Source organism: Indolivaga alginatilytica, assembly GCF_003201355.1.
GTDB classification, from domain to species: domain Bacteria; phylum Bacteroidota; class Bacteroidia; order Bacteroidales; family Dysgonomonadaceae; genus Dysgonomonas_A; species Dysgonomonas_A alginatilytica.
The window spans coordinates 214717-227845 of sequence record NZ_QICL01000002.1 but is presented as its reverse complement, the minus strand read 5'-3'; the positions used below and the strand labels follow the sequence as shown (position 1 = coordinate 227845).

The 13129-nt window shown below is 37.1% G+C and carries 11 protein-coding genes; 2 read left to right on the top strand and 9 right to left on the bottom strand.

The genetic code is table 11. The annotated features are described in order from the left end of the window. Nucleotides 1-2 precede the first annotated feature (2 nt). From murG to CLV62_RS03650, 9 genes are all read right to left on the bottom strand, one after another. On the bottom strand, nucleotides 3-1118 hold the full coding sequence (gene murG / locus CLV62_RS03690; RefSeq protein ID WP_110309443.1) for an undecaprenyldiphospho-muramoylpentapeptide beta-N-acetylglucosaminyltransferase: 1116 nt from the start codon (nucleotides 1116-1118) through the stop codon (nucleotides 3-5). Between the two features lie 13 nt (nucleotides 1119-1131). Then, entirely contained in the window at nucleotides 1132-2334 is a 1203-nt protein-coding gene (locus CLV62_RS03685; RefSeq protein WP_110309442.1) for an FtsW/RodA/SpoVE family cell cycle protein, read from the bottom strand. A gap of 68 nt (nucleotides 2335-2402) precedes the next feature. Continuing rightward, nucleotides 2403-3737, bottom strand: a complete 1335-nt coding sequence (murD, locus tag CLV62_RS03680) for a UDP-N-acetylmuramoyl-L-alanine--D-glutamate ligase (RefSeq protein ID WP_110309441.1) — start codon at nucleotides 3735-3737, stop codon at nucleotides 2403-2405. Nucleotides 3738-3783: 46 nt separating this feature from the next. Continuing rightward, complete coding sequence (gene mraY, locus CLV62_RS03675; protein WP_110309440.1) at nucleotides 3784-5046, bottom strand: phospho-N-acetylmuramoyl-pentapeptide-transferase; 1263 nt, start codon at nucleotides 5044-5046, stop codon at nucleotides 3784-3786. 56 nt (nucleotides 5047-5102) lie between these two features. Then, nucleotides 5103-6563, bottom strand: coding sequence for a UDP-N-acetylmuramoyl-L-alanyl-D-glutamate--2,6-diaminopimelate ligase (locus CLV62_RS03670; protein ID WP_110309439.1), 1461 nt, complete (start codon nucleotides 6561-6563; stop codon nucleotides 5103-5105). Nucleotides 6564-6600: 37 nt separating this feature from the next. Next, complete coding sequence (locus tag CLV62_RS03665; protein ID WP_110309438.1) at nucleotides 6601-8808, bottom strand: penicillin-binding protein; 2208 nt, start codon at nucleotides 8806-8808, stop codon at nucleotides 6601-6603. 26 nt (nucleotides 8809-8834) lie between these two features. Beyond that, a complete protein-coding gene (locus tag CLV62_RS03660) occupies nucleotides 8835-9173 on the bottom strand; it encodes an FtsL-like putative cell division protein (protein ID WP_245903997.1) in 339 nt (112 codons plus the stop codon). A 35-nt stretch (nucleotides 9174-9208) separates the two neighbouring features. Then, a complete protein-coding gene (gene rsmH / locus CLV62_RS03655) occupies nucleotides 9209-10144 on the bottom strand; it encodes a 16S rRNA (cytosine(1402)-N(4))-methyltransferase RsmH (RefSeq protein ID WP_110309437.1) in 936 nt (311 codons plus the stop codon). 1 nt (nucleotide 10145) lies between these two features. Continuing rightward, nucleotides 10146-10595 carry a division/cell wall cluster transcriptional repressor MraZ gene (locus tag CLV62_RS03650; protein WP_110309436.1) on the bottom strand — a complete coding sequence of 150 codons (450 nt, stop codon included), beginning with the start codon at nucleotides 10593-10595 and terminating at the stop codon, nucleotides 10146-10148. 437 nt (nucleotides 10596-11032) lie between these two features. On the opposite strand from CLV62_RS03650, the gene CLV62_RS03645 reads away from it, so the two are divergent. Continuing rightward, complete coding sequence (locus CLV62_RS03645; RefSeq protein ID WP_110309435.1) at nucleotides 11033-11878, top strand: 1-acyl-sn-glycerol-3-phosphate acyltransferase; 846 nt, start codon at nucleotides 11033-11035, stop codon at nucleotides 11876-11878. A gap of 94 nt (nucleotides 11879-11972) precedes the next feature. After that, nucleotides 11973-12992 carry a GNAT family N-acetyltransferase gene (locus CLV62_RS03640; protein WP_050711328.1) on the top strand — a complete coding sequence of 340 codons (1020 nt, stop codon included), beginning with the start codon at nucleotides 11973-11975 and terminating at the stop codon, nucleotides 12990-12992. Nucleotides 12993-13129: the final 137 nt, after the last annotated feature.

Sequence of the window (13129 nt, the reverse complement as noted above, 5' to 3'; positions counted from 1 at the left end):
CTCTATTTACCTTCTTTATTAACCAGTTTTTCTATTTCGTCCACAATCTGATCTGCCGCATCGGGATGCGCCATTGTCTTTATATTTTTTGCTAACATAGCAAGCATACTATCATCTTTTACTATCTGCAATGCACTACCCAGAAGTTTAGACGCAGCATCTTCGTCGTTGATCATTATGGCCGCATTTTTATCAACCAATGCCATTGCATTTTTGGTTTGATGATCTTCTGCTACATTCGGAGACGGGATCAGAATAGTAGGTTTCGCCAATATGCTAAGTTCCGAGATAGAACCTGCTCCCGCTCTGGAAACCACAATATCGGCAGCCTTATAAGCCAAATCCATTCTGTTTATAAAATCATACAGATGGATATATTGAGCCTGAGATTTATCAGTTAATTCTATTGTCAGATCATATTGATAGCGTTCGCCGCACTGCCAAAGAATCTGTACTCCTGAATTATCCAAGAGTGATAAATTTCTCATTATACTCTGGTTCAAAGTGCGTGCTCCAAGACTTCCTCCCAAAACAAGAATAGTTCTTTTCATAGGGTCAAGCTTGAAGAAACGGTATGCTTCTTCTTTCGACACATCCGATAGCAAATCCTGACGACAAGGGTTACCTGTCAATACTATTTTATCTTTAGGAAAGAATGCTTCCATCCCTTCGTAAGCTACACAAATCTTAGAAGCTTTTTTAGCTAATAACTTATTAGTTACTCCGGCATATGAATTTTGCTCTTGAATAAGAGTCGGTATACCTCTTCTCGAAGCAACCTTTAATAATGGGCCGCTTGCATAACCTCCTACACCAATTGCTATATCAGGATTAAATTTCTTCACAACGCTGTTTGCCTTAAAAAGGCTTGTTATCAGTTTCTTTACAACCGATATATTTTTGAATAATTCTTTTCTATTGAAACCTGCTACCGGAAGACCTACAATATCATATCCTGCTTTTGGGACACGAGTCATTTCCATTCTATCTTCTGCACCTACAAAAAGAATAGCTGCATCCGGATAACGCAATTTTATAGCATTGGCAATAGATATGGCAGGAAAAATATGACCTCCCGTACCTCCTCCACTTATAATAACTCTCATTGGCTGTTTCATCGATCGTTTAATTTTACTCGTATTCTACATTTGCAATATCTTCATCCACATCTTCATGTTGATCTTCTTTTGCATTTGAACACGCTAGTATTATTCCAAAATAAATACACGTTATAATAGTAGATGTTCCTCCACGACTGATAAGTGGTAAAGGTTGCCCCGTAACGGGTATCAAATTCACGGCAACAGCCATATTGGCTAATGCCTGTACTGTTATAATCAATCCCGCACCCAACAAGAGATAACGGGGAAATAATTTCTCACATTTAGATGCCAGAACTCCTGTTCGAATCATTAAGGCTACATACAAAAGTAATGTAAACAGACCACCCAGCAATCCCATTTCTTCGAGAATAATAGCAAAAATAAAATCAGAGTATGCTTGAGGTAAAAAGTCACGTTCGTTTCCACTACCGGGCAGACCTATAATTTCACCGTTAGCTATTGCTATCTTGGCATGTGATACCTGATAGTTGTCATCAGTTATTTTATATTCCTCGGGCGATGAGATATTGCTCTCGTCCTGCTCCGCAGAATGTCGGTCAATACGATTTTGCCAGGTCGCAAAACGATCCGGTAAGTAATCTTTTGCGGTAGATTTAGGTATAAGAGTTAAAGAACCTATTAATAGAACCAAAGCACTGATTCCGCATAACGCAATCAGTCCTAATTTCTTAAAGCTAACCTGACCAATAAACATCATCAAATAACAGACGCCAAAAAGCAGACATGCTGTAGATAGGTTTTCAGTAATAATAAGCGCACAGGTGACTAATATACCACCCATTAATATTTTAAACAGAAACGACTCGTTATCGGGCTTCATTTTACTCAAAAAGAAGGCTACAAAGCCAACTAAAGCCAACTTTGCAAACTCCGACGGTTGTATCGTAAAAGCACCTACGCCCAACCAACGCTGTGCTCCATTAACGTCTGTTCCTATAAACATAGTCATTACCAGCAATATCCACGAAATAGGCAGTAATAGTAATAACGCTGCAAAATAGCGTGTAGGAACCCTTTGAAGGAACATGACAGATCCAAAACCAATCAGAAGGAATACCGCATGACGCAAAATAGGCCCCCAATGGTTGTGCTGGCGATAAACAATGGTACTGGAAGCACTGAATACTTCCAATAATGAGATGATACATAAAGCTATAAATATGCACCAAATTGTTTTATCTCCTTTAAATATTCGCTCAAAGACGTTCATATTCTTTAGTTTACAAATTCACGAGTAAACAAGTAGATAGTCAATTGTTGACTGCTGACTGTTGACTGTTATAATTTTCTTACCCAATATTTAAACTGGTCACCTCTATCCTCATAATTTTTAAATAAATCGAAACTTGCACAGCATGGTGATAAGAGAACCGAGTCTCCTTCTTTCGATAACGAATAAGCTTTTGTTACAGCTTCCTCCATAGAACCTGCATCAACAATAGTTCCGATCTTTCCATCGAAAAATTTATGTAGTTTCGAATTATCCACTCCCAAGAAAACCAGAGCATGTACTTTTGTTTTTACAAGCTCCTCTATTTCCTGATAATCATTTCCCTTATCTGTTCCACCTAATATAAGTACAACTTTTGTTTTCATGCTTTTCAAGGCATACCAACAAGAGTTGACATTAGTAGCCTTAGAGTCATTTATAAATTGTATCCCTCTTACAGTAGCTACTTTTTCTAACCGATGTTCTACACCTTTAAAATCACTCAGCGACTGCCTTATCTTCTCATCCTTGATATCCAATAATTTGGCTGCAATAGCCGAAGCCAAAGAATTATATAAGTTATGAGTACCCGTTAAAGCCAATAAATCCTGCTCCATAGTGAATACTGATTTTGATGTATTAATTACTATCTGATCATTATCTGCATATGCTGAAACATTATCAGCTTTATGCTCCGAGAATGTAAACACCCTAGCTATAGGCTGTTTCTTTGCCACTTCCTTTGTTACAACCGGATCTTCTGCCCAATAAATAAAAGCATCTTCCGGTGTTTGGTTTTGAGTAATACGCATCTTTGCGTCTACATACTTCTGAAAATCATGATCGTACCGATCCAAATGATCGGGTGTTATATTGAGTAGTATGGCAATATCCGCTTTAAAATCATACATATTATCTAATTGAAAACTACTCAATTCCAAGACATAATAATCATAACTATTTTCGGCAACCTGCCTTGCAAAACTTTTTCCGATATTACCTCCCAGACCTACATTCAGTCCGGCAGATTTTAGTAGATGATAAAGCAAACTTGTTGTAGTTGTTTTACCATTGCTACCCGTAATACATATTTTTGTTGCATCGGTATATCTGCCTGCAAATTCTATTTCCGAAATAATAGATATTCCTTTTGCTTTTGCCTGCTGAATCAGAGGTACGCTATCGGGAATACCAGGACTCTTAATTATCTCGCCTGCTGAAAGTATATTCTCTTCGGTATGACCTTTTTCTTCAAAAGGAATATTTCGGCTTGTCAATTCAATCTTGTATTTCTCCTGCAAAGCCCCGTTATCGGACAAAAAGACTTCAAATCCTTTTGCCTGAGCAAGTATAGCAGAACCTACTCCGCTTTCGCCACCTCCGAGTATTACTATCTTTTTCATTTCGTATATATTATAATACCAGGCGAATGTAATTCGCCTCTACATGTTATCTCATTTTCAATGTAGCCAAAGTAACAGCCGCTAATATAATCCCGATAATCCAGAAACGAATCACAATTTTAGACTCAGGCACAGGATTAAACGGTTTTTGTATAAGTGCCTGTATCCCTGAATTTCCCGCTTTCTGAAAATGGTGATGCAGAGGTGTCATTTTGAAAACGCGGCGACCTTCTCCGTATTTCTTTTTGGTAAACTTGAAATAAAACACCTGCATCATTACCGATAAACTTTCCACGAAGAAAACTCCGCAAAGTATAGGTAACAATAGTTCTTTATGTATAATAACAGCAAATACACCTATAATACCTCCTAATGTCAAACTTCCTGTATCTCCCATAAATACCTGAGCAGGATAAGAGTTGTACCAAAGAAATCCGATTGTTGCACCTATAAAGGCGGCAGCAAATACAACCAACTCTTCACTACCGGGAATAAACATTATATTCAGATAAGAAGCAAATTCAACGTGTCCCGATACATATGCCAGAATCCCGAGTGTTACACCTATAATAGCCGAACTACCGGCAGCCAATCCATCGAGACCATCGGTAAGATTAGCTCCATTTGATACAGCGGTTACAATGAATATAACTACAAACACGAATAATATCCATGCAGCAGGAGTTGAGTAATCGCCCAGAAAAGTAACAAACGATTCATAATCCAAGTTATTATTCTTAAGAAAAGGAATAGTTGTCTGCGTTGATTTTACTCCTTCAACTGTATAAGTAACTCTTTCGATTACATTCTCTTGATTACGTATTTCGGTATTTTCACGTACTATAACCGTCGGACTCAGATATAAAGTTAAGCCTACAATCAAGCCAAGACCAACTTGTGCTATGACTTTAAATTTACCATGTAATCCTTCTTTATCTTTTTTGAAAACTTTTATATAATCATCTAAAAAGCCTAACGATCCTAACCATATTGTAGTTATCAACATCAATATGATATAAGTATTCTCCAGACGTGCCAATAATATCACAGGAATTATAATAGCAATGATAATAATGACCCCTCCCATGGTAGGAGTACCCTTTTTACTTAGTTGTCCTTCCAAGCCGAGATTACGTACAGTCTCTCCGATTTGCAATACTTGCAATTTATCAATAATCCGTCGACCTATAATAGTAGATATTCCCATAGAAAGGATAATCGTTATGACTGCTCTGAAAGATACATACCTAAACATACCCGCACCGGGAAAGTCTAAGGAATCCAAATAGTTGAATAGATAGTATAGCATTATATAATTTAATTTTATCGCCTATATCAGGTAGTTTATAATTTCTTAATTTAGGATTACAATCCAAGTATATTTTTGACAATTTCTTTATCGTCAAAATGATGTTTCACGCCTTTTACATCTTGATAATCTTCGTGTCCTTTGCCTGCAATAAGTATCACATCTCCGGGTTTTGCAAAAGTACAAGCTGTTTTTATTGCCTGTTCTCTATCTACAATACACAAAGCTTTTTTCATCTGTACAGGGTCTAAACCTGCAACCATATCATCAACGATAGATTGAGGCTCTTCGAATCGGGGATTATCCGATGTCAAAATCACCTGATCGCTTAATGTTACAGCCTCGCGAGCCATTATAGGGCGTTTGGTTTTATCTCTATTACCACCGCAACCTACTACGGTAATTACACGACCGCCTCCTTCTAAGACATCATGAATAGCACCAAGCACATTAACAAGTGCATCGGGTGTATGTGCATAATCTACAATTGCAGTAAAGCCATCTTTGGAACGAATAGTTTCGAAACGACCTGCAACCGATTTCAAAGTACTCAACACTATCAATATTTTCTCCAGGTCTTCACCGAGCAGTACAGATGCACCATATACTGCCAGTAGGTTATAGACATTGAATACTCCTACAAACTGAACTTCAAGTTCTCTACCATTTATTTCGATAGCAGTTCCATCGAAATGTTTTTCGATAACACGAGCCTTAAAATCGGCAAGAGTTCGTAGTGAATATGTATATTTTTTGGCTTTGGTATTTTGTAACATTACCAAACCATTCTTGTCATCAACATTTGTCAACGTAAAAGCGGTAGCTGGCAGATTATCAAAAAATGCTTTTTTAGCTTTTAAATAATCCTGCATAGTACCGTGATAATCTAAGTGGTCTTGAGTCAAGTTAGAGAATATACCTCCTTTAAACTCTAAGCCACTGATTCGCTTTTGGTGAATAGCGTGCGAACTAACTTCCATGAAAGCATACTCACAACCTGCTTCAACCATCTTAGCCAGAAATTCATTCAACGAAATAGGATCCGGCGTGGTATGAGTTGCCGGAAACTGATCGTCGTTTACATAATTGCAAACGGTAGAAAGCAATCCTGCTCCATATCCTAATTTACGAAAAACATTATACAGAAGAGTTGCAGTAGTTGTTTTACCATTTGTACCGGTAACACCAACCAGATTCAATTTCTGAGAAGGGTTGCCATACCATGCCGAGGCTATTTTCCCAATGGCATCCGCCGCATCTTTTACCTTTATGTAAGTAACTGATGAATTAGATGTATCAGTATCTTCGTCATGAATAATAACTTTTGCTCCCAACTCTATTGCTTTCGCAATAAAATCATGCCCATCCACTTGAACACCTTTCAGTGCTATAAACGCATAACCTGTGGTTACTTTGCGTGAATCGGAAGTAATACCTGTTACATTTACATCTTTAATGCCTAGTATTTCTACTATATCTTCCGATTTTATGTTTGATATCAAAGCCTGCAATTCCATATCCTGTATTTTGTTAAGTCCTCAATTATTAATTGCTTTATTTTAGCCCAAGTGTTACTTGCGAACCTTTAATTACTCTGCTTCCTGCCGGAACAGATTGAGATGTTACAGTTCCGTATCCTTGTAAGACCACCCTTAGACCTGCTCTTTCAAGAAGAAACAAAGCATCTTTAGCACCCATTCCGCGAACATCAGGTACTAATCCGTTCTGAACTACATTTTTACTTAATTCTATCTTATTTTGCAATGTACTAGCCATTACCCATTCAGCCTCACCAACGGGAAGCGTAAATGGAATATTCAACTGAGTAAACACTGTTTGCATATCTTTTAAAGACCCATTTTTAACATAAGGCATCATCGTCATCACAGAATCGGGCTTACATTGATCTGGCGCAACAAAAACATTACGAGCATATACTTCCTCGGCTATACGCTTGAAAACTCCTCCCGGCATAAGCCCTCCCGAAGGAATACCTCTAGGACGTCTGATACCTACAAAACAAGTATATAAAGGTTTATCTGCCGGAAAATATCCACAAAACGACACAAAGTGCCCGTTAGCATAATTACCACCACTTGCAATTTGAGCTGTACCCGTTTTTCCTGCAATCTGAAACGATTTCGATGCAACAGCCTTACCCGTTCCTTCATTCACAACACCTACAAGCATTGCTTTTATCTCTTCTAAGGTTTTAGGAGAACATAAAGAGGGATTAATCACCTCTGTTTCGAACTTCTCCTGAACATCTCCATCTTTTATAAATGCCTTAGTAAGAAATGGTTTTATCATTTTACCACCATTGGCAATACCATTATAAAACATGAGTATATAAATAGGTGGAATTTGAGTTTCGTATCCGAATGACATCCAAGGAAGTGTAGTTTTTGACCAATAACTTGATTTATCATTTGGATGACGAATAACGGCTGTACCTTCTTTTCCGTTCAATGGCACATCCCATTCTATCTTTTTCGTAATTCCTAAATCATATAAACGTTGAACGTATTTCTCCGGATTATTTTCATACCCCTTCAAAATAGTTTTTGCAATAACAATATTAGATGATATATACATACCCTCCGACACTGTCAAATCACCTCTATCCTGCCCCTTTTGCCAGTAGTGATCTCGTATCCAACTTTTACCGTATTGATACAAACCGTTCCCCACATGAAACTTTTCATTAGGAGTAACAACTCCATCTTCTAAGGCAATCATTATAGAGAGTGTCTTAAAGGTCGACCCCGGCTCGTTCATATACGAAAATGCATTTGGATTACCTTCTGCATATACACCATCCGAAATTCGGTCGAGATTCGAAATTGCTTTGATTTCACCCGTTGCAACCTCCATTATAATAGCTGTGCCCGATTCGGCATCCGTTTCTACCAACTTTGCATACAATGCACGTTCGGTTATATCTTGAATATCTACATCAAGAGTTGTTTTTACATCCCAACCATCTTCGGCAGGAACTTCAACTATATCAATCCAACGTCCTTGTACTTTCTGACGGCTCTTCACACCAGGCTTACCTCTCAATATCGAATCGTATTTCATTTCGATACCACTCGCCCCGCCTTTTGCCATATCTTTATAGATAGACCCAACGGTACGTCCGGCAAGTCTGCCAAAAGGTTTAGCACGCATTGTTCTCTCCTCTACAATCAAGCCCGTTTTGTTTGAACGTTGATTCAAGAATGGATAAGTACGCAGTTCTTTTAATTCCAAGTAGTCTATGTCTCGTTTTATGATGCGGACATAACGACTTTTCAACTTCACTTGCTTATCAGAACCACTAGCTTTGTTACGTTCTATTTCAGCTAATTCTCTACGGCTTAATTCCCAGCCATTCAGAATAATATTTTTATATTGAGCAGCCGTTCTATCAGGAAATTTTTTAGATAACCTAACCGACAAATCTCCTACATATTTCATTAAGGTATCTTTTCGTATACCTTCCGACATAAAATCCATATACACCCCATAAAGAGGTTCACTCGTTGCCAACAAACGACCGTCGGCAGCATAAATATTACCTCTATTGGGCTTAATCTCTCTATCTTTTTTCACAGTCTCTTTGAGACCTAATGCGCGCCACTGTTCGCCTTCTACAAACATTATGCGAATGATATAACCGAAGATTACAATAAAAACAGTCAAAAAAAGAATCACGATCAACCCATATCGATTGATTATCGCATTCTTCTTTTTTCTGATATTATTCGCATCTTTTGACATGCTATACTAATATATATGTGTTGTTTTTATTTCTGTTTATCTAATTTAAAAGCCGGAACGGAAGGTGTCATCAACTTAAGATCATTCTGATCGATAAGAGTTTGCACCTGAGTTTGCCTGCTTATACCCGTCAAATCCGAAGAGATAGTTAACGACTCGTATTTAACATCTTTAAGTTCTCTTTTTAAAGATTCTATCTCTGCCATTTTCGAGATACAACTATAACGATTACTGATATACAGCACCATAATAATAAAAACGACAAGCATAAAGCGGGTATTCTTCAAGAAGAAATCTTCAGTGAGAATAGTCCCACCTAATACGTGCATTATATTTTTCTTTATATCCTTGAGCTTCACACGCATGTTCTAATTTATAGGTTTACAACCTCGTTTCAATCTTATTTCTTTTCTGCAATTCTCAGCTTAGCACTTCTTGATCGGGGATTAGCATCCTGTTCTTCAGGAGATGGAGTTATAACTCTATTATTCACCAATACAAAGGGAGTATTTATATTTCCGTAAAAATCTTTATCTACCTCTCCTTCGAAATTACCGGTCTTAAAGAAATTCTTAACCAAACGATCTTCTAACGAATGATATGTGATAACCGACAAGCGTCCGCCTGGGACTAAAACGCTTAAAGCCTGAGTCAACATATCTTTTAGAGTCTGCATCTCCTGATTCACTTCAATACGCAGAGCCTGAAAAGCCTGAGCCAATATCTTTTTCTCTTTAACTCCTTTTGCATACGGAGTCAATATCGCCAATAAATCTTTTACTTTTTCGAATGGCTTTTCTTTGCGTTGACGAGCTATTACCGCAGCAATTTGTCTCGAAGGTTTCAATTCTCCATATAGATAGAGAACATTCGCAATATCTTCTTCCGCATACTCATTCAATATCTTTGCAGCTGTAAGATTCGACTTCTGATTCATTCTCATATCAAGATCACCTTCTTCGAAACGAAACGAGAAACCGCGTTCGCTATCGTCAAAGTGGTGAGAAGATACGCCCAAATCAGCAAGAACAGAATTTACCTCTGTTACATTATGATATTTTAGAAACGTTTTTAGAAAACAAAAATTACTGCGAATAAAAGTTTGTCTCTTATCATCAGTAATATTATGTATTGCATCTTCATCCTGATCGAAAACATACAGGTGACCATCGGAACCTAGTCGAGATAAAATCTCCCGAGAATGTCCTCCTCCACCAAACGTTACATCCACGCAAACATCATTTGCCTGAATATTCATACCATCTACACTTTCTTTTAACAGAACAGGTACATGATAACCATCAGCCGTTACAACCGTATTTTTATTTTTTGCCATATCAATCTTCTCCACTCATTATACGTTGAATCTCAACTCCGAAATCTTCGGGAGCAACCAGAGTTTCATTCAATTGATTTTTACCCCAAATTTCTATTGTATTGTCAACACCAAGGAATTGTATTTCAGAACCAACGCCTATCATTTGCAAATAGCGCTTCGGTATAAGAATACGACCACTGGCATCAATTTCCAAACGCTCGGCATCTACCACAAACTGACGAAACAGTTGCTGTTGAGCTTTATCCCAACGACTCAACCGCAAACGTAGCTTCTGAACCTCAGCATCCCAAACCTCCACTGGATACAAAACAAGACAATCTTGGAAAATATCTTTACGCAGAATAAGTACAGATTGAACTTCTGCTTGCAAAACCTTTCGGAAATTCGCAGGCACAAACACACGCATCTTTGCGTCAATCTTTGCATCTATACTACCTAAAAACTGCATTCTATCCTAAGTTTAGACATTTCAATTTGTTAATATTCCAAACAGAAATGCTGTGATTACATTCTAAAACATTGCTTACACACCTTGTATTCTATACAATAGTGCGTAAAGGTATAAAATTATCCACTTTCCCCCACTTTTAAACACAAAGTTTTAATAAAAAGTTTTCAACACACTCATTTCTATAAAAATCAACTCATTAGAGTTCATAAAAAACAGATAAAACAAATTACTTAAAACAATCTTAAAATATAAAAATGAGAATAAATAGGACTACTAAACCGTGACTTTGTATAAAAAAAATTATCTTTACAGTTTTGGAAAATCAGAACAAGGTCACAGACCTCTTTATTGCTTTAAGAGTATTAAAAAACAGAGAAATAGAGTTAGTAAACCAATAATATAACGGTAGGATTTCTACTGTGCCCGGAAAAGTAATGGATGAAGTAAAAGATAATGCTCCGAACTTAATTGATTTGGACAAGGTGTTTATAGATAAGGCTCCCAAGCTTTATGCCAAGACACCCACTTTTGCTCTAAACTACATAAAAAAGAAAATACACCTTGATGAGCTAAACGAGATATTGACTATCTATTCGGATAAACATGGGGTCGATTTTATGGATTCCGTTGTTCAATATTTCGATTTACACTTAAATGTCAAAGGCTTAGAAAATATACCGAATGACAATCGATATATTTTTGTTTCCAATCATCCTTTAGGTGGGCTCGATGGTATTTGCTTATCATCTATCATTGGAAACAAGTTCGACAAGAAGATAAAATATTTGGTTAACGATGTTTTGTATTTTATAAAAAATCTGAGACCAATATTTATCCCGATCAATAAATACGGATCGCAAGCAAAAGAAAAGGCTGCATTATTGAACGAAGCCTATGCTTCCGACAATCAAATCATTACATTTCCGGCAGGATTATGTTCCCGCAAAACAAACGGAAGAATATATGATCTTAAATGGCAGAAGTCTTTTATACAGAAAGCCATACAAACCGAGAGAGATGTTGTTCCTGTGTATTTTGAAGCGAAAAACTCAAATTTCTTTTATAGATTTGCAAATATTAGAAAGAAACTAGGAGTGAAATTTAACATTGAAACTTTTTTTCTACCCGATGAAATGTTCAAGAATAAGCATCAGACATTTTCTGTTACTTTTGGAGATCCTATACCGTGGGAATCTTTTGATGAAACAAAAACTCATCAACAATGGGCAGAAAAATTAAAAGATATAACATACAGTCTAGCCTCAAGTAATAAGCAATAAGGTCATACACCATACTCCTACTCAGGTTAGCAGAATAACGAAAAATCGTTACAAGTATAAAATACAGAAATAAATATTTGACGTTACTTAAAATATGGAAAGTATTATTCCGGCAATTGATAAGAAACTTTTAAAAGCTGAGCTTACAAGAGATAAATTCTTACGTAAGACCAACAAAGCCAATAATGAGATTTACATTATCACGCATCACAATTCTCCGAATGTAATGCGCGAGATCGCCCGTTTGCGCGAAATTGCTTTCCGTTATTATGGTGGAGGTACAGGCAAAGAAATAGATATAGACGAGTATGATATGATGGATAACCCCTACAAACAACTGATTGTATGGAATCCTGAAGCCGAAGAAATACTAGGCGGTTACCGTTTTATCTGTGGTCCTGATATCAAATTTGATGAGCACGGAGAGCCCGAATTGGCAACCTCTCATCTTTTTCACTTTTCACCTAAATTCATCAACGAATATTTACCCTATACTATTGAACTAGGACGTTCGTTTGTTTCACTCGAATACCAAAGCACTCGCGCTGGATCGAAAGGGATTTTTGCTCTTGACAACCTTTGGGATGGATTGGGTGCCTTATCAGTAGCTGAACCAACGATGAGATATTTCTTCGGAAAGGTTACCATGTACGACACATATGATGCTAAGGCTAGAGATATGATTTTATATTTCATGTTTAAGCACTTCCCCGACCCCGACAAGTTGGTATATCCAAAGAAGAGCCTGCATATAACTACCGAAACTAAAGTTTTGAAGAAGCTTTTTATTGAAGATGATCTTAAAAGTGATTATAAAATATTGAATACAGCTGTCCGCAGATTAGGAATCAATATCCCACCTCTTGTAAATGCTTACATGGGTCTTTCTCCACAGATGAAAGTGTTTGGAACAGCCGTAAATGACTTGTTTGGAAACGTAGAAGAAACCGGAATACTTATCGACAAAGACGAAATTCTGGAAGAAAAGCGTAAACGTCATATAGAGTCGTATATACTTGACAAACCCTCTAAACGTTTCTTAAAAAGATTACGACAAATGATCAACTGGAACTGGAGTTCGTACCGTACAAAAACCACAAAAAGAACAAAATAGCTATACACATCAAGCTCTTGAAGCAAGGTTAGAATACTGCTTCAAACATTGATAAGTATCAACTTAACTTTAATTTTTATAAACTTTAATTTGGACTGGCTTTTCCAAAGTTGCTTTTTGCTATCTTTGTAATTATT